Origin of the sequence: Paracoccus sp. 228 (assembly GCF_000967825.1) — a bacterium.
In the GTDB taxonomy this organism is placed as follows: Bacteria; Pseudomonadota; Alphaproteobacteria; order Rhodobacterales; family Rhodobacteraceae; genus Paracoccus; species Paracoccus marcusii.
The window spans coordinates 444,750-461,104 of the sequence record NZ_JYGY01000002.1 but is presented as its reverse complement, the minus strand read 5'-3'; the positions used below and the strand labels follow the sequence as shown (position 1 = coordinate 461,104).

Sequence of the window (16,355 nt, the reverse complement as noted above, 5' to 3'; positions counted from 1 at the left end):
TTCAGGCGGCTTCGGCTTCCTCGGCCTCGGCGGCCATGCGGCGCTCACTCTCCTCGCGCGACAGCGCGACCGAGGTGCGCACGCCCTTGGACACGAATTCCATCAGGCCCTTGACCACACGCTCGTTCGGGTCGATCCCGGCGCAGGACAGCACCTCGCGCCCATCGCGCGAGCGCGCCCAACGGGCGATCTGTTCGGGGCCGTTGCCGTATTTCTTGTCATCCGCAATGGCATCATCCAAGGCTGCCAGCACCACCGCTGCAAACAGCTTGCGGGCACGCTGGCCCTGTTCGAAATTGAAGGCCGAGCCGTCGACAAAATCGCGCATCTTGTTTTCGTCCATTCTCTTGCGGCCCCGATCGGGAGTCAGGGCCTTATGGGAAAACTTGACGTTTCCCCTGTTTCTTGAATCCGCTTCTCTGACGGTGCCTGCTGCCTTAGCCGTTCGGCCCGCCGATTCGGTATCCCTTCACTCGCATGTCTGCCATGTCCTTACTGCATGTCGCGCAAACTGCGGGAAAAATCGTGACCCCACTGCGCCAGTGACGTGGCGATGATCTTGTTGGCACCTTGACAACGCCGCAGTTCCGTTCTGGTTGCCTGATGCCGCAGCCCTCGATATAGGGGGCCAGAATTGTCGTTCAACGGCTGGCAATGCCAGGACGGCCCGAAATTTCCGCAAACGCACGAGACCCATCCCATGCCCAAGATCAACGGCAATGAAATCCGCCCCGGCAACATCCTGGAACATGACGGGGGCCTGTGGGGCGCCGTCAAGGTGAACCACGTCAAGCCCGGCAAGGGCGGCGCCTTTGCCCAGGTCGAACTGAAGAACCTGCGCGACGGTCGCAAGCTGAACGAGCGTTTCCGGTCAGAGGACAAGGTCGAACGCGTCCGCCTGGACCAGAAGGACCAGCAGTTCCTGTACGAATCCGACGGCAAGCTTGTCTTCATGGACAGCGAGACCTTCGAGCAGACCGAACTGGACGCCGACCTCTTGGGCGACCGCCGCCCCTTCCTGCAGGACGGCATGACCGCCACCATCGAATATTACGGCGAGGAGGCGCTGTCGGTCTCGATCCCGCAGAAGGTCACCTGCACCGTCGCCGAGACCGAGCCGGTCGTGAAGGGCCAGACCGCCGCCAACAGCTACAAGCCGGCGATCCTGGACAACGGCGTGCGCATCATGATCCCGCCCTTCGTGGGCGAGGGCGAGGCGATCGTCGTCAACACCGAGATGTTCGAATACAGCGAACGCGCCTGATCCAAGACCTGTCCTGACAGACGCGCCCCGCAGGCCCCCTGCGGGGCGCGTCGCGTTCTCACCTTTGCGTGAACGCGCTGATGGGGCGTGGTGTCGGGCATCGCTTCGCGGGAAAGATCGCACAACCCCCCGGAAAAGGAGATGCCCGTGACCGTCCTGTCCCGCCGCCACCTGATGCTGACCGCCGCGGGCGCCGCCGTCGCGATGCCGTTCCTGGGCCGCGGCCTGGTCTTTGCCCAGGAACCGGCCGCCGCCGCGATCCCGGCCTTTCTGCCAACGGTCCATACCCGCACCCTGGGCAACACCACCGTCACCACCATCGCCGACGGGCATTTCGACTTTGCCAAGGATCTGGTCGTCAACCTGGACGATGCGGCCTATGGCGCGGCCCTGCGTGCCGCCTATCTGGACCCCGAACAACCGATCCGCGTGCCGGTCAGCGTGCATCTGATCCGCCAGGGCGATCAGCTGACGCTGGTCGATGCGGGCGGCGGGTCGGCCTTCGGTCCCACCACCGGGCATCTGGCGGCCTCGCTTGCGGCATTGGGCGTGACGCCCGACCAGATCACCCGGATCGTGATGACGCACCTGCATCCCGACCATGCGGGCGGACTGGTGGGCGATGCGGGCGCGGTCTTTGCCAATGCCGCGCTGCACGTGAACGAGGACGAGCTGGCCTTCTGGACCGACGAGGCGACGGCCAGCGCGGCGCCCGCCGATGTCCAGCCCTTCTTCGCGCTGGCCCGCGGGGTCCGCGACGCCTATGGCGACCGCGTCCAGACCTTTGCCGGAGAGGCCGACCTGGGCGGCGGCATCACCACGATGGCCCTGCCCGGCCACACGCCGGGCCACAGCGGCCTGCGCCTGTCGGATGGCGACGCACAGATGATCATCCTAGGCGATGCCGCCGCCCTGGCCGCGCTGCAGTTCCGCCACCCGGATGCCGGCGTTGCCTTCGACACCGACGCAGGCCAGGCGGCCACGACCCGGCGCAACCTGCTGCAGATGGTCACCGCCGACCGGATTGCGGTGGCGGGCACGCACCTGCCCTTTCCCGGCATCGGCCATGTCGAGGCGCGCGGCGACGCCTTTGTCTGGGTGCCCGAGGACTGGTTCGCGACCCGCGCATGAACAGCGCCCTGAACCTGACTGGCCGCCTGCTGATCGCGGTCCTGTTCATCGGCGGCGCGCTTCAGAAGGTCGGCGACCCGACGCAGGTCATCCGCATGATCGAAAGCCTGGGCCTGCCCGGCGTACTGGTCTGGCCGGTCGCGGCCTTCAACCTGGTCGCGGGCATCTGCCTGATCCTGGGACCGCGCGTGCGGACCTGGGCGCTGCTGTTGGCGGTCTATTGCATCGGGACCAGCTGGTTTCACTGGCAGCTGCGCGCCGACCCGTGGCAAGTCACCATCGTGGTCAAGAACTGGGCCGTGGCGGGGGGCCTGCTGATCCTGGCGGCGCAGGGTCCGGGCCGGTGGGTGCGCTGGCGCTAATCGAACAGCGACAGCTGGGCGGGGCCGTCATCGGGGGCCTCGAACCCCGACAGCGTCACGCCCAGCAGGCGCGCGCCGCGCGGATCGGGCAGCACGCCCGCCGCCAGGTCGCGCGCGATGGACAGCAGCTCGTCCTGCGAGGCCACCGCATGACCCAGGCTGCGGGCGCGCGTGATCTGCTGGAAATCGCTGAACTTGACCTTCAGCGTCACGGTCCGCCCGCGCAGGTCGTGGCGCGCGACGGCGGACCAGACCTTGGCGGCCAAAGGCTCCAGCGCCTCCTGCGCGGCGTCCAGCGCCATGATGTCGGCGGAATAGGTGTTTTCCGCCCCCACGGACTTGCGGATGCGGTCGGGGCTGACCCGACGGTGGTCGATGCCCCGCGCGATGTTCCAGTAATAGCGCCCCGACTTGCCGAACCGCCGCAGCAGGAAATCCAGGTCCTGCGCATGCAGGTCGGCCCCGGTGGCGATGCCCATCGCCTGCATCTTGGCCGCCGTCGCGGGCCCAACGCCGTGGAACTTGCCCACCGGCAGGGACAGCACGAAGCCCGGCCCCTGTTCTGGCGTGATCACGCACAGACCGTCGGGCTTGTTCTGGTCGGATGCCAGCTTGGCCAGGAACTTGTTGTAGCTGACGCCCGCGCTGGCGGTCAGGCCCGTGGTCTCGCGGATGCGGGCGCGGATCTGGGACGCGATCTTGGTCGCGGTGCGCCCGTCAAGGTAATCGGTCACGTCCAGATAGGCCTCGTCCAGGGACAAAGGCTCGACCAGGGGGGTGTAGTCCAGGAAGATGTCGCGGATCTGGTGGCTGACCTGCTTGTAGACGTCGAACCGGTGCCGCACGAAAATCAGGTCGGGGCACAACCGGGCCGCCGTCACTGACGGCATGGCGGACCGCACCCCGAACACCCGCGCCTCATAGCTGGCGGCGGCCACGACGCCCCGCGCGGCGGACCCGCCCACGGCCACCGGCTTGCCGCGCAGTTCCGGAAAATCGCGCTGCTCGACCGAGGCGAAGAAGGCATCCATGTCGATATGGATGATCTTGCGCGGCCCCGGCGCGGGGTCGGTCACAGCGGGAACAGCCGCGCCTCGCCGGCCTGCATCTCGGGGGCCACGCGGTCGTGGCGGACATGGGCGATGGCCTGCCCGCCGGACTGGGTGAAGACCGCGCCGACCTCTCGTCCCTCGGCGGTGATCGGCGTGCCGACAGGGGCGGCACCCTCGATCCGCAGCGTCGTCAGGCCCTTGCGCAACTCGGTCTTGTGCTTCATCCGCGCGGTCACCTCTTGACCGACATAGCAGCCCTTACGGAAATCCACGCCGTGCAGACGCTCGAACCCGGCTTCCAGGATATAGGTGTCGTTCGGGATCAGCTCGACCAGAGTCTCGGGGATGCAATGCGCGACGCGGATGGCGTTCCAATCCGTGCCGTCATCCCCCGCCGCGCCGTAATGCCGCCAGCCCAGGGCCGGATGCCGCGGGTCGGCCACCGCCCCCTCGGGTGCGGGGCCGGTGCCGCGTGCGACGGGCATGTCCACAAGGTCCAGCGCGACCTTGCTGCGCAGCTTGTACATCGACAGGCGGCGCAGCAGGTCCTCGGCCAGCCGCGCATCGACGTCGATCAGCAATGCGTCGCCGTCGGGCACGACCAGGAAATCGGCCAGGTACTTGCCCTGCGGCGTCAGGATCGCGGCCCAGATCGGGGCGCGGTCCACATCGTTGGTCACCATCCCCTGCAGGAAAGGCAGGCGGTCCTCGCCGGTCAAGCGGATGATCTGGCGGGTCATTCATTGTCTCCGAATTGCAGCGCGACAAGGCGGGCATAGGCGCCACCCCTGGCCATCAACTGGTCATGACTGCCCTGTTCGACAACCCGTCCCGATTCCATCACGACGATCTTGTCGGCGTTGCGGATCGTCGACAGGCGGTGGGCGATGACCAGTGTGGTGCGTCCGCGCGACAGGTGGTCCAGCGCATCCTGGACCAGACGTTCGCTGGCCGTGTCCAGGGCGCTGGTCGCCTCGTCCAGCAGCAGCACGGGCGCATCGCGCAGCAGGGCCCGGGCGATCGCCACGCGCTGGCGCTGTCCGCCCGACAGGGCCGACCCGCGCGGGCCCACGGGGCTGTCCAGCGTGCGGCCATCGTCCAGGAAGTTGCTGACATTCGCGGCCTTCAGCGCGGCCTGCAGGTCGGCATCGGATGCGTCGGGACGGCCCATCAGGATGTTGTCGCGCAGGCTCTCGTCGAACAGGGCCGATTCCTGGGCCACGGTCGAATACTGGTCGCGCAGCACGCCCAGGTCATAGTCGCTGACCGGCGCACCGCCCAGGCTGACCAAGCCGCGGTCCGGGTCCACCATCCGGGTCAGCAGGTTGAAGACCGTGGACTTGCCCGCCCCCGACGGGCCGACCAGCGCGGTGGTCTGGCCGGCCTTGGCGGTGAAGGACAGCCCGTGCAGCACGACCTGCCCGTCATAGGACAGCCAGACGTCGTCCAGAACGATCTCGGTCGTGTCGGGCGGCGCGGTACGGGGGCCGGACACGACCGTCGGACGGGTGTCGAAGACGTGATAGATGCGCTCCAGGCTGGCGGCGGCGGTCTGCCAGACGCCAGCGATCCCGCCAAGGCGGCGCATAGGCTGGAACGCCAGCGCCAGCGCGGTGAAGAACGCCATGAAGTCGCCAACGCTGCGGTCGCCGTCCATCACCTGGTTGCCGCCCAGCGCCAGCACCGCGACGAAGCCGATGCCCGTCACCACGTCGGTCAGCGCCGGGATCACGCTGGATGTCGCCGCGACCTTGGTTTCGGATGCGCGGATGCGGGACACGATCGCCGCAAAGCGGGCGGTCTGGTCCGCCTCGGCCCGGTTCAGCCGGATCGAGGCGATGCCGTGCAGCACCTCGTCCAGCCGGGTGGCGCGCAGGCTGGCATTCACGCGGTTCTGGCGCACCTTGCGGCGGATGTATCTCTGCACCATCGCGGCGGGCATGATCAGGATCGGCGCGCCCACCAGCGCCCCCAGCGTCCAGATCGGATCGATGCTCAGCGCCACCCCGAACAGCATCACCAAGCTGATGGCGTCGCGCGTGGCCCCCGTGATCAGCGTGGCCCAGACCCCCTGGACCGCCATCGTGTCGCCCTGGATCCGCTCGATCATCGCGCCGGGCGAATTGTCGCGGAAAAAGCGGCTGTCCAGCGTCAGGATATGCGCCAGCAACTGCGTCTGCATGGTCGTGGACACCGCCAGCGAGATCGTCGTCAACAGGGCCCGGCTGGCCACCAGCGTGACCGCCCGCAGCAGGAATATGCCGAAGATCGCCGCCCCCACCCACCAGATCGCGCCCGGCTGCTTGCCAATGAAGACCAGGTCGAACAGCGGCTTCAGCATCCAGCTGATCAGCGCCAGCGTGGACCCCTCCAGCGTCATCAGGAAGAAGGCCAGCGCCATCTTGCCCCAGTGCTGGCGCAGATAGTCGTCCCACAGCCGCCGCAGCAGACCGGGCACCTTGGACGCATCCGGGGCGGGCGGCACGGTCGCGCCGCGCGTCGCGGCGGCAATCAATCGGGAGGGGCTGTCCTGGCGCGGGTCCACGTGTCTGTCGGGCCTTTCGGTCGCGGGCGCGGGCGCCCTTTTCGATCACGCCCAGCCATACCCCTTTCCGACCTTGCGCCACAAGGCCACCCCCCGTTGACGCGGACGGGGTGTGGCCGTACCGATCTTGCACGATGTGAAGGAACGCTTGCGATGAGCCTTGCCCCCGGACCCGACCTGATTGCCATTCCCGGACCCTCGCCGGTGCCGGCCCGCGTGCTGAACGCGGCGCACCGCGCCTCGCCGGACATCTATGCCGACGATCTGGCGCAGGTGAACCTGCAGGTCATGGCCCACCTGAAGCGCCTGGCGGGGACGCGGGCAAACCTGGCGCCCTATATCGGCAACGGCCATGCCGGCTGGGAGGCGGCGTCGGCCAACATGTTCGCCCCCGGCGACCTGGCGCTGGTGCTGACCAGCGGCCATTTCGGCCGGTCCTGGGCCGAGATGACCGAAGGTCTGGGCGTCACGGTCGAGCGGCTGGACTTCGGCGCGCTGGCCCCCGATCCCGCGCGCCTGGCGGCCCGCCTGGCCCAGGACCCGCAGGGCCGCATCCGCGCCGTGATGGTGTGCCAGACCGACACGGCCAGCGCGACCCTGGCCGACATCCGCGCGATCCGGACAGCGATGGGCGATCACCCGGCGCTGCTGGTCGTGGATGCCATCGCGTCTTTGGGCTGCGCGCCGATGCGGATGGACGACTGGGGCGTCGACGTGCTGATCGCCGCCAGCCAGAAGGGGTTGATGTGCCCGCCCGGCACGGTCTTCGTGTGGTTTTCCGACCGGGCGGCGGCGCGCGGGCGGACGTCGCTGACGTCTCCGTGGTGGGACTGGCACCTGCGCGCGGGGTCGGACGCGCTGTGGCGCTGGTGGGGCGGCACGCCGCCCGTCCAGCAGATCTTCGCCCTGTCCGAGGCGCTGACGATGATCCTGGACGAAGAGGGGCTGGAGGCCACCTGGGCGCGCCACGACCGCCTTGCCCGCGCCACCTGGGCCGCCGTCGACGCCTGGTCGGTCGGCGGCAGCATCCGCCTGTCGGTGGCCGATCCCGCCGCCCGCGCCTGTTCGGTGACCGCGGTGACGCTGCCCGGGGCCGACGCGCTGCGGGCTTGGGTGACGCGCGAATGCGGGGTGACACTGGGCGTGGGCCTGGGCGCGCCCGACCCGTCGGGTGCGCTGCGCATCGCGCATATGGGCCACACCAACGCGGGCGTCCTGCTGGGCACGCTTGGCGCGATCGAGGCCGGGCTGACCGCCCTTGGCATCCCGCACGGCACCGGCGCATTGGAGGCGGCAGCGGCCAGCATCGCCCGTTCGGCAGGAACCGCCGGCAGCGGCCGGCACTGACGCGCCGGGCCGCCGAAGGCAGGCCCGGCGCCACCGAACGGCCCCGCGCCGTCAGGCGCCACGCGCGGCGGTCGACCGTTCGGACCGGTGCGACTGCGTGCAGATGACGGGCGTTCGCCTCAGGTTGGATACGGCACCAAAAGGTGGCTTTTACGCAGCTTCGTTGCCTGCGACGCGCGCCAAGGTCACCACCGTATCGCCATAGTTGCGCCGGTCCAGCAGCGTGACCCCTGCTGGCAGCATCGGCGGGCGCGATTCCTCCCAGATGATCCATGCCCCCGCGCCGATCCAGCCGCCCTGCATGGCAGAGGCCAGTGCGATCTCTCCGCGTCCCTGGCCATAGGGCGGATCAAGGAACACGACGTCGAACGTCGGCCCTTCGTGCCGCCCCAGCCTGGTCGCATCGCGGCGCAGCAGGCTGGCTTTGTCCTGCACCCTGGCCTTGGTGATGTTCTGCCGCATCAGGGCATGGGCGCGGGCGCCGTCATCGACTAGGGTCGCGTGGGCAGCGCCGCGCGACAACGCCTCCAGCCCCAGCGCCCCGGTCCCGGCGAACAGGTCTAGCACGCGCGCCGCCGGCAGTGGATTGCCGTGCGTGCCATTGATCAGCAGGTTGAAGATCGCCTCGCGGACGCGATCAGTCGTGGGGCGGAGATGCGCCGCCGGATCGCCTGCACCCAGGTCTGCCAGCTTCAGACCGCGCAGCGTGCCGCCGACGATCCTCATGATGGCGTCCCGCGGTGGCGGCGGGGGGCATCCTGCCCCCCGCTCCCCCCTGGGCCGATCTGCGAACCGGACCCGGTCATGCCATCAGCGCCTTGAGGTCCGCGACGGTCGATATCACCGCCGGGTCCGGACTGATCCCGCCCTCGATCAGGCGCTTGCCAATCATGTAGGCGCGGGCGTCGTTCAGCGCATCGACCGCGATCAGGGTCCCCTGCCGGTAACACCAGACCGATGCGGCGTGATCGCCCTGCCCCACCCGCGTGACGACCTGATCATGACCCGTATTCAAACCCGCGATCTGCAACTTGGCATCGAACTGATCCGACCAGAACCATGCCTTGGGCACATAGTCCCGCGTCAGCCCCAGCATGTTGTCGGCCACGCACTCCGCCATGTCGATCGCCCCGCCAACGCTTTCCAACCGCAGCCGCCCGCCCTGCCAGGGCGTGCTGGCGCAATCGCCTGCGGCCCAGATTAACGGATCCGACGTGCGGCCGTGCAGGTCGGTCGCGATGCCGTTGTCCAGATCCAGCCCCGCCGCGCCGGCAAGCGCGGTTTCCGGCAGCACGCCGATGCCCATGATCACCAGATCCGCGTCGATCTGCCGGCCGTCGGTCAACGCGACCCCGGTCGCCCGGTCGTCCCCGGTGATGCGGCTGATCCCCGTGCCTTCCAGGATGGTGACGCCATGCGCCCGGTGCAGCGCGCGGATCAGGTCCGCGGTCTGGGCGGCCGCGACCCGGCCCAGGATGCGCGGTGCCGCCTCTATCAGCGTGACCTCCAGGCCCAGCTTGCGCGCCACCGCCGCCGCCTCCAGTCCAATATATCCACCGCCGATCACCACCAGGCGCCGCCCCTCGCGCATCTGCGGTGCCAACGCGTCGACATCGGCCAGGCTGCGGATCACATGCGTGCCGGGCAGGTCGCCGCCCATCGCCGCGGGCAGGCGCCGCGGCGCCGCGCCCGTGGTCAGCGCCAGCGCGTCATAGGAATACGTGCCCCGATCGGTCGTCAGGACCTGCCCCGCCCTGTCGATGGACAGCGCGGTTTCCGACAGGTGCAGCGCGATCCCCTGGTCGCGCCACCATTCGGGCGCGCGTAGCGTCAGGCGGTCCAGCCCCATCTGGCCCAGCAGATAGGCCTTGGACAAGGGCGGGCGCTGATAGGGGGCGGCGGGCTCGTTTCCGATCACCGTCAGCGGTCCCTCGTGGCCCTTGGCCCGCAGCCGCGCCGCCATCGACGCTGCCGCCTGCCCCCCGCCCACGATCACGATGCGCATCTGCCGCCTCTCTGGTCTGTTCACCGGAGGCACCCTATAGTCGCCGCGAATCCGTTGCAATTCAGGAGAATGCGATGACCATCACCGCCGGGGACAAGCTGCCCCAGGGCCAATTGCTGCGCGTGGGCGAGGCCGGCCCCGAGACCGTCGACACCGCCGACCTGATGCAGGGCAAGGTCGCCCTGTTCGGCCTGCCGGGCGCCTTCACCGGTACCTGCACGAACGCGCATATGCCCAGCTTCGTGCGCAGCGCCGACGCGTTCCGCGCCAAGGGCGTCTCACGCATCGTCTGCATCACCGTGAACGATCCCTTCGTGGCCAAGGCCTGGGCCGATCAGACCGGCGCGACCGAGGCCGGGATCGAGGTCCTGGCCGATGCCGACGGCAGCATGACCAAGGCCCTCGGCCTGGACTTCACCGCCCCTCCGGTCGGCTTCTTCGGCCGCTGCAAGCGCTTTGCGGCCTATGTCCAGGACGGCGTGGTCAAATCCATGGATGTCGAGGACAGCCCCGGCACCTGCAGCGTCAGCGCCGGAGAGGCCCTGCTGGAAAAGGTCTGACCGCAGACCCATGGCACGACACCGGGGGGCCCGGGGGGCTGGCCCCCCGGCCCTTCGCGGGACGCAAGGGCCCGCTCACGGAGACAGATCGCCCTTGCGGAAGGGGGTGAACTCGGCCAGCGCCTCGATCTCGGCGCCCATCGCGTCGCGTTCCTGATCCAGATAGTTTTCCAGCGCGCGCAGGAAGCCCGGATCGCGCACCCAGTGCAGCGAATGGATCGGCACCGGCTCGTATCCCCGCGCCAGCTTGTGATCCCCCTGCGCCCCCGCCTCGACCCGGCCCAGCCCATGCGCGATCGCATGGTCGATGGCCTGGTGATAGCACAGCTCGAAATGCAAAAAGGCGTGGTCGGCCACGCAGCCCCAGTAGCGGCCATAGATCGCGTCCGGCCCCAGGAAGTTCAGCGCCCCCGCGATGGGCCGGCCGTCGACCTCCGCCAGCACCAGCAGGATGTCGTCGCGCATCGTGTCCTGGATGCGGTCGAAGAAGGCGCGGGTCAGATAGGGCTGCCCCCATTTGCGCGCCCCGGTGTCCTGATAGAATTCCCAGAACGCGTCCCAGTGATGCGGCCTCAAGTCGTCGCCGGTCAGGTGCCGGATCGTACCGCCGAACGCCTGCGCGCGGGCACGCTCCTTGCGCAGATCCTTGCGCTTGCGCGAGGACAGTGCTCCCAGAAAATCGTCATAGCTGGCATAGCCGCGGTTCAGCCAATGATACTGCTGCGTCACGCGCGGCAGGAACCCCGCCGCCTCGCCCAGATCGGCCTCGTGCTCGGTGCAGAAGGTGACATGCGCCCCCGACACGTCAAGCCGCTCGGCCACCTGCATCAGACCCGCCAGAAGGCCCGCGCGGGCCTCGTCGTCGCGGGCCAGCAGGCGCGCGCCGGTGGCGGGGGTGAAGGGCACCGCGCATTGCAGCTTGGGATAATAGCGCCCGCCCGCACGCACATAGGCCTGCGCCCAGGCATGGTCGAAGATGTATTCGCCCTGGCTGTGCGACTTGGCATAAAGCGGCGCCGCGGCGACGGTCTGCCCGTCGCGTTCCAGCGTCAGGTGCAGCGGCTGCCACCCCGTGCCGGTGCCCACGGATCGGGACTGCTCCAGCGCGGACAGGAAGCGGTGCGTGGTAAAGGGATTGCCGTCGCCCAGAGCGTCCCAGTCCTCTGGGTCGATGGCGGCGATCGAGGGATGGGTGGTCAGGGTCATCATGTCGGTCATGCCCCGGAAGATAGGGTGCGGGGCGCGGCTTGTCAGGGCCCGCCGGTGTCGCGGGGCGCCGCAGGTCGGCGCCCCTTGGGTATTTGTGCAGCGAAAGGGCGTCAGATCGCCGCGCGATAGCCTTCGAAGGTGATGTTCGTGGCGACGCGGCGGGCGGCCTCCTCCTCGGCGGCGCTGCGGATGGTCCAGGTCAGCACCGGAACGCCCTGTGCGCGCAGCGCATCGACGCGCGGATTGTCCAGATCGCCCTTGTCATGCGAAATGAAGCACGCCCCCACCGCATCGAAATCGCGAATCTGCGCCAGCTCCTCGCGTCGGGCGGGCGCGACCTGCGGCCAGTCGCCCTCGGGAAAGGCGCAGGTGGTCAAGCCCACCGGCACGTCCGGAGCCGCGGCGCGGAAGGCCGCGATCATGTGCGGGTTGAAGGACATGACCGCCACCGGCCCGTCATAGCCTGCCAGCACCTTGGCCACGCGCGTGGACAGCGGGCCGACATCTGGCCCGCAGGCGCCGTCCTGGTCCTTGATCTCGATCAGCAGCGGCACCTGGCCCGCGACCAGGTCAAGGAACCGGGCCAGCGTCGGCACCGGCTCGTCCGTGCCCAAGAGGCGCAGGCCGGCCAGCGTCTGCGCGTCGGTCGCGCCGATCACGCCCTCGGCCCCGGTCAGCCGCTTCAGCCGATAATCATGAAAGACCAGCGGCTCTCCGTCCGGGCCGGGCTGGATGTCGCATTCGATGCCGTAGCCCGCCTCGATCGCGGCGCGGGCGGCGGCCAGGCTGTTTTCGGGGACCCCCGCGCCATGCAGGCCGCGATGGGTGATCGGCACGGTCAGAAAGCGCGGGTCCAGCATCAGCGGACCTCGAAGACGGCTTCGATCTCGACCGCGACGCCGAAGGGCAGCGAGGGCGCGGACACCGCGGCGCGCGAATGACGCCCGGCCTCGCCGAAGACCTCGACCATCAGGTCAGAACAGCCGTTAATGACCTTGGGCTGATCGGTGAAGTCGGGGGTCGAGTTCACGAAACCGGTCAGCTTGACCACCCGCGTCACGCGGTCCAGGTTGCCGATCGCGGCCTTCAGCTGCGCGATCAGCGCCAGCCCGCAGCGGCGCGCGGCGGCGGCGCCGTCCTCTAGGCTGGTCGTGTCGCCCAGCTTGCCGGTGATCAGCCCATTGTCGTCCGCGCTGATCTGGCCCGAGATGAAGACCAGGTTGCCGGTCTGCACGAAGGGGACATAGTTCGCCGCCGGCATGGGTGCTGCAGGAAGGGTGATGCCTTTTTCGGCCAGGGTCTGTTCGACGCTCATGGGATCCTCGCTTGGTTTCGCCGGGACCCTAGCGCGGGTCGCGTCAGGCGACCAGAGCCTCGGCGCGTTTCAGGTCCACGCTGACCAGCTGGCTGACGCCCTGCTCGACCATGGTGACGCCGAACAGCCGGTCCATCCGGCCCATCGTCACCGCATGGTGGGTGATGATCAGGAACCGCGTGTCGGTCCGGCGGGTCATCTCGTCCAGAAGGTCGCAGAATCGGCTGACATTGGCATCGTCCAGCGGCGCGTCGACCTCGTCCAGCACGCAGATCGGCGCGGGATTGGCCAAGAACACCGCAAAGATCAGCGCCATCGCGGTCAGCGTCTGTTCGCCCCCGGACAAAAGGCTCAGCGTAGACAGCCGCTTGCCGGGCGGCTGGCACATGATCTCCAGCCCCGCATCCAGCGGGTCGTCGGATTCGACCATCACCAGGCGCGCCTCGCCGCCCCCGAAAAGCGTCGTGAACAGGGTGGCGAAATTGGCGTTCACCGTCTCGAACGCGGCCAGAAGGCGCTCGCGCCCCTCGCGGTTCAGGCTGCCGATCCCGGCGCGCAGCTTGCGGATCGCCTCCTCCAGGTCGGTCTTCTCGGCGGCCAGCCCGTCGCGTTCGGCCTCCAGGGCGCGCTTGTCCTCGTCGGCGCGCAGGTTGACCGCGCCCAGGGCCTCGCGCGCGCCGCGCAGGCGGGCGATCTCCTGTTCCAGCCGGTCGACGGGGGCGGTCAGGTCGACCTCGCCCAGGGCGGCGCGCAGCTGGTCGGGGCTCTGCTCGGTCTCCTCGCGGATGCGGGCGCGGGCCAGGGCCTCGGCCTCGCGGGCGGCCTCCTGGCGGGCCTCGCGCGCGGCGCGGGCCTCGCGTGCCTCGCCCGCCTGCCGCTCTGTCTCGCGCTCGGCCAGGGCGGCGGCGCGGGCGGCCTCCTCGGCGGAGGTCAGCGCGGCGCGGGCCGCCGTCAGCCGCGTCTCCAGCTGCACCCCACGCGTGACCAGCGCCTCCTCCTGCTCGGCCAGGATGGCGGGCTGATCCTGCGCCTCGGCCAACTCATCGGCGGTGGCGTCGCGCCGCGCGGACAGCTCGGCCGCGCGCGTGCCGGCCTGTTCCAGCCGCAGCCGCCAGCCCGATTCCTCTTTGGCGATCTCCTGCAGACGCTTGGTGCGGGCCTGCCCCTCGCGGCGCAATTCGTCCAGCGCGGCGCGGCGGGTCATCGTGGCGATGCGCGCGCCCTCGACGCCGGTGCGGGCATGTTCGACCGCGGCGGCGGCATCGCCGCGATCGGGCAGCGCGGCAAGCTGCGCCTCGGCTTCGGTCAGGCGGGCTTGGGCGTCGGCGGCATCGGCGCGGTGGCGCGCCAGCTCCGCCCGCGCCCCGTCGGCGCGGCTGGAGGCCATGGCCAGATCGGATTCTGCCCGCGTCGCGGCGCGCGCGGCCTCGGACAGCAGGCGCTCGGCCTCGCGGCGCGCATCGCGGGCCGACTTCTCGACCTCGGCGGCCTGGGCCAGATCGGCGCGCGCCGCCTCATGGGTCTCGCGGGCCTCCTCGGCGCGGGACTCGGCACGCTCGGCCTGTTCGGTCACATGGGCCAGCTCGTTGACCTTCTGCAGATGCAGCGCGGCCGAGGACAACGCCTGCCCCGCCATCACCCGCAGCCCGTCCCATCGGAACAGGTCACCCTCGGGCGTCACCAGCCGCTGTCCCGCCGACAGCATCGGCTGCAGCGCGGCCCCCTGGCCTGCGTCCAGCACCAGCCCCGTCTGCGACAGCCGCCGCGCCAGCAGATCCGGGCCGCGCACATGCGGCGCCAGCGGCACGGCGCCGTCCGGCAAGGGCTGCGGATCGTCCCAGCCCGGCAGGTCGTGCCAGCCCGACCCGTCGCCGCCCACGCCCGCGCGCAGATCGTCGCCCAAGGCCGCCCCGAATGCGGCCTCGTGCCCCCGCGCGACGGCCACCTGATCCAGAAGCGTGGCACCCCCGGAGCGCCCGCGATCGACCAGCCGCTGCAGGGCGGTACGTTCGGCGGCAAGGGCCGCGGCCTCGCCCTCGGCGGCGGCGCGGGCCTGGCGGGCGGCGGCCTCGCGGGTCTCCAGCGCGGCCCGCCCGGCCTCGGCCTCGGCCAGCGCATCCTCGGCGGCCTCGGTGCGGTCGCGGGCCTGATCCTGCGCGGCATCCGCCCGGTCCAGCGCGGCGGCCGCGGCCTCTCCGGCGGCATCGGCGGAGGCCAGCGCCTCGGCGGCCTCGGCGGCGGCCCGGTCGGCGCGGTCGAACATGGTGCGCAGGTCATGGGCCAGACGCTCGGCCGATTGATGGCGGGCGGCCAGGCGGGCGGATTCGTCGGTCAGCTCGGCCAGCCGGGCCTCGACCTCGTGCAGCGTCTCGGCGGCGGCCTCGGCCTGGGCGGAGGCCATCTCCAGCCGCGCGTCATGACCCTCGCCGCCCGCGCGCAGCTGCTCGGCCTCCCAGGTCAGGCGGCGCACGACCTCATCGGCATCGCGGTTCAGCGCCTGCTCGCGATCGATGTCGCGGTCCAGCTGCGCCAGACGCCCCGACAGCGCGGTGATGGCCTGGGTCGCGCGCCGCCCGGCCTCGGCCAGAGCCTCGGTCTCCACGGCCAGCCGCTGGACCAGGGCGGCGGCGATCTGCTCCTCTTCGCGCAGCGGCGGCAGGGCGGCCTCGGTCTCGGTCCGCCGCAGGACGGCGGCATCGGCGGCGGCACCCGCCTGACCGGCGGCCCGCACCGCCTCGGCCAGGGCCTGCGCCGCGGCAAGGCGCGCAGCCTCGGCATCCGACCAGCGGCGATACAGCAGCATCCCCTCGGCCAGCCGCAGCGCGGCGCCGATCTCGCGGTACTTCGCCGCCGCACGCGCCTGCCGGGCCAGTGTCGCGGCCTGGGACGACAGCTGGTCCAGCGTGTCGTCGACGCGCGTCAGGTTGCCTTCGGCCCCGTTCAGCTTCAGCTCCGCCTCGTGGCGGCGCGCGTAAAGCCCCGAGATCCCCGCCGCCTCCTCCAGGATGCGGCGACGCGACTTGGGCTTGGCGCTGATCAGCTCGCTGATCTGGCCCTGCCGCACCAGCGCCGGGCTGTGCGCCCCGGTCGAGGCATCCGCAAACAGCATCTGCACGTCGCGCGCCCGCACGTCCTTGCCGGCGATCTTGTAGGCGCTGCCCGCGTCGCGGGTGATGCGACGGGTGATGTCGAACTGGTCGTCCTCGTTGAAGCCCGCGGGCGCCAGACGGTCGCGGTTGTCGACGCTCAGCGAAACCTCGGCATGGGCACGGGCATTGCGGCCCGTGGTGCCCGCAAAGATCACGTCCTCCATCCCCTCGCCGCGCATCGCGGTGGGGCGGTTTTCGCCCATGACCCAACGCAGGGCCTCCAGCAGGTTGGACTTGCCGCAGCCGTTGGGCCCGACCACGCCCGTCAGCCCCTCGCGGATGACCAGATCGGTCGGGTCCACGAAGCTCTTGAAGCCGTTCAGTCGCAGGCGGTCAAAGCGCAAGGGGTCGGGTCCAGATTCGAAAAGGCTGGCGGATTGTCCATCCGCAGGGGGGACAAGTCAACCGGACCGCAA

At 70.2% G+C, this 16,355-nt stretch carries 15 protein-coding genes; 5 read left to right on the top strand and 10 right to left on the bottom strand.

The features are described 5' to 3' along the window. Position 1: 1 nt before the first annotated feature. Positions 2 to 328, bottom strand: a complete 327-nt coding sequence (locus SY26_RS07540; RefSeq protein ID WP_042251710.1) for a DUF6280 family protein — start codon at positions 326 to 328, stop codon at positions 2 to 4. 372 nt (positions 329 to 700) lie between these two features. On the opposite strand from SY26_RS07540, the gene efp reads away from it, so the two are divergent. The 3 genes from efp to SY26_RS07525 all read left to right on the top strand — a co-directional run bounded on the left by efp (position 701) and on the right by SY26_RS07525 (position 2,757). Beyond that, positions 701 to 1,264 carry an elongation factor P gene (gene efp / locus SY26_RS07535; RefSeq protein WP_042251708.1) on the top strand — a complete coding sequence of 188 codons (564 nt, stop codon included), beginning with the start codon at positions 701 to 703 and terminating at the stop codon, positions 1,262 to 1,264. 147 nt (positions 1,265 to 1,411) lie between these two features. Continuing rightward, a complete protein-coding gene (locus SY26_RS07530) occupies positions 1,412 to 2,395 on the top strand; it encodes an MBL fold metallo-hydrolase (protein ID WP_232303296.1) in 984 nt (327 codons plus the stop codon). Next, positions 2,392 to 2,757, top strand: coding sequence for a DoxX family protein (locus SY26_RS07525; RefSeq protein ID WP_045999986.1), 366 nt, complete (start codon positions 2,392 to 2,394; stop codon positions 2,755 to 2,757). Before SY26_RS07530 ends, SY26_RS07525 begins: the two co-directional genes overlap by 4 nt. On the opposite strand, the gene dinB is transcribed toward SY26_RS07525, so the two are convergent. The 3 genes from dinB to SY26_RS07510 are packed head-to-tail and all read right to left on the bottom strand — an operon-like array spanning position 2,754 to position 6,210. Further along, positions 2,754 to 3,833 (bottom strand): DNA polymerase IV, encoded by a 1,080-nt coding sequence (gene dinB / locus SY26_RS07520; RefSeq protein ID WP_045999985.1) that lies wholly within the window; start codon positions 3,831 to 3,833, stop codon positions 2,754 to 2,756. The genes SY26_RS07525 and dinB overlap by 4 nt on opposite strands. After that, positions 3,830 to 4,549 (bottom strand): folate-binding protein YgfZ, encoded by a 720-nt coding sequence (locus SY26_RS07515; protein WP_045999984.1) that lies wholly within the window; start codon positions 4,547 to 4,549, stop codon positions 3,830 to 3,832. Before SY26_RS07515 ends, dinB begins: the two co-directional genes overlap by 4 nt. After that, on the bottom strand, positions 4,546 to 6,210 hold the full coding sequence (locus SY26_RS07510; RefSeq protein ID WP_084693785.1) for an ABC transporter ATP-binding protein: 1,665 nt from the start codon (positions 6,208 to 6,210) through the stop codon (positions 4,546 to 4,548). The genes SY26_RS07515 and SY26_RS07510 overlap by 4 nt, the downstream gene beginning before the upstream one ends. Before the next feature lie 297 nt (positions 6,211 to 6,507). Between SY26_RS07510 and SY26_RS07505 the strand changes: the two genes are divergently transcribed. Then, positions 6,508 to 7,701, top strand: a complete 1,194-nt coding sequence (locus SY26_RS07505) for an alanine--glyoxylate aminotransferase family protein (RefSeq protein ID WP_045999983.1) — start codon at positions 6,508 to 6,510, stop codon at positions 7,699 to 7,701. 150 nt (positions 7,702 to 7,851) lie between these two features. On the opposite strand, the gene rsmD is transcribed toward SY26_RS07505, so the two are convergent. Both rsmD and SY26_RS07495 read right to left on the bottom strand, forming a co-directional pair. Continuing rightward, positions 7,852 to 8,427 (bottom strand): 16S rRNA (guanine(966)-N(2))-methyltransferase RsmD, encoded by a 576-nt coding sequence (gene rsmD / locus SY26_RS07500; protein ID WP_045999982.1) that lies wholly within the window; start codon positions 8,425 to 8,427, stop codon positions 7,852 to 7,854. A 76-nt stretch (positions 8,428 to 8,503) separates the two neighbouring features. Beyond that, positions 8,504 to 9,706 (bottom strand): NAD(P)/FAD-dependent oxidoreductase, encoded by a 1,203-nt coding sequence (locus SY26_RS07495; RefSeq protein WP_045999981.1) that lies wholly within the window; start codon positions 9,704 to 9,706, stop codon positions 8,504 to 8,506. A gap of 74 nt (positions 9,707 to 9,780) precedes the next feature. On the opposite strand from SY26_RS07495, the gene SY26_RS07490 reads away from it, so the two are divergent. Beyond that, complete coding sequence (locus tag SY26_RS07490; RefSeq protein ID WP_045999980.1) at positions 9,781 to 10,266, top strand: peroxiredoxin; 486 nt, start codon at positions 9,781 to 9,783, stop codon at positions 10,264 to 10,266. A gap of 75 nt (positions 10,267 to 10,341) precedes the next feature. Here SY26_RS07490 and SY26_RS07485 read toward each other — a convergent pair whose 3' ends face one another. The 4 genes from SY26_RS07485 to SY26_RS07470 all read right to left on the bottom strand — a co-directional run bounded on the left by SY26_RS07485 (position 10,342) and on the right by SY26_RS07470 (position 16,283). Continuing rightward, a complete protein-coding gene (locus SY26_RS07485; RefSeq protein WP_045999979.1) occupies positions 10,342 to 11,484 on the bottom strand; it encodes a GNAT family N-acetyltransferase in 1,143 nt (380 codons plus the stop codon). Positions 11,485 to 11,585: 101 nt separating this feature from the next. Continuing rightward, positions 11,586 to 12,335, bottom strand: coding sequence for a glycerophosphodiester phosphodiesterase family protein (locus SY26_RS07480; RefSeq protein WP_045999978.1), 750 nt, complete (start codon positions 12,333 to 12,335; stop codon positions 11,586 to 11,588). After that, complete coding sequence (locus SY26_RS07475) at positions 12,335 to 12,790, bottom strand: RidA family protein (RefSeq protein ID WP_045981051.1); 456 nt, start codon at positions 12,788 to 12,790, stop codon at positions 12,335 to 12,337. Before SY26_RS07475 ends, SY26_RS07480 begins: the two co-directional genes overlap by 1 nt. A 43-nt stretch (positions 12,791 to 12,833) precedes the next feature. Beyond that, positions 12,834 to 16,283 (bottom strand): chromosome segregation SMC family protein, encoded by a 3,450-nt coding sequence (locus SY26_RS07470; protein ID WP_045999977.1) that lies wholly within the window; start codon positions 16,281 to 16,283, stop codon positions 12,834 to 12,836. Between the last annotated feature and the right edge of the window lie 72 nt (positions 16,284 to 16,355).

What these genes read in the sequence shown, in the direction of transcription:
- SY26_RS07505 (WP_045999983.1), top strand. Translation starts at nt 6,508, where the DNA reads ATGAGCCTTGCCCCCGGACCCGACCTGATTGCCATTCCCGGACCCTCG.
- rsmD (WP_045999982.1), bottom strand. Translation starts at nt 8,427, where the DNA reads ATGAGGATCGTCGGCGGCACGCTGCGCGGTCTGAAGCTGGCAGACCTG.
- SY26_RS07490 (WP_045999980.1), top strand. Translation starts at nt 9,781, where the DNA reads ATGACCATCACCGCCGGGGACAAGCTGCCCCAGGGCCAATTGCTGCGC.
- SY26_RS07540 (WP_042251710.1), bottom strand. Translation starts at nt 328, where the DNA reads ATGCGCGATTTTGTCGACGGCTCGGCCTTCAATTTCGAACAGGGCCAG.
- efp (WP_042251708.1), top strand. Translation starts at nt 701, where the DNA reads ATGCCCAAGATCAACGGCAATGAAATCCGCCCCGGCAACATCCTGGAA.
- SY26_RS07525 (WP_045999986.1), top strand. Translation starts at nt 2,392, where the DNA reads ATGAACAGCGCCCTGAACCTGACTGGCCGCCTGCTGATCGCGGTCCTG.
- SY26_RS07495 (WP_045999981.1), bottom strand. Translation starts at nt 9,706, where the DNA reads ATGCGCATCGTGATCGTGGGCGGGGGGCAGGCGGCAGCGTCGATGGCG.
- SY26_RS07510 (WP_084693785.1), bottom strand. Translation starts at nt 6,210, where the DNA reads ATGGCGCTGGCCTTCTTCCTGATGACGCTGGAGGGGTCCACGCTGGCG.
- SY26_RS07480 (WP_045999978.1), bottom strand. Translation starts at nt 12,335, where the DNA reads ATGCTGGACCCGCGCTTTCTGACCGTGCCGATCACCCATCGCGGCCTG.
- SY26_RS07475 (WP_045981051.1), bottom strand. Translation starts at nt 12,790, where the DNA reads ATGAGCGTCGAACAGACCCTGGCCGAAAAAGGCATCACCCTTCCTGCA.
- SY26_RS07515 (WP_045999984.1), bottom strand. Translation starts at nt 4,549, where the DNA reads ATGACCCGCCAGATCATCCGCTTGACCGGCGAGGACCGCCTGCCTTTC.
- SY26_RS07485 (WP_045999979.1), bottom strand. Translation starts at nt 11,484, where the DNA reads ATGACCGACATGATGACCCTGACCACCCATCCCTCGATCGCCGCCATC.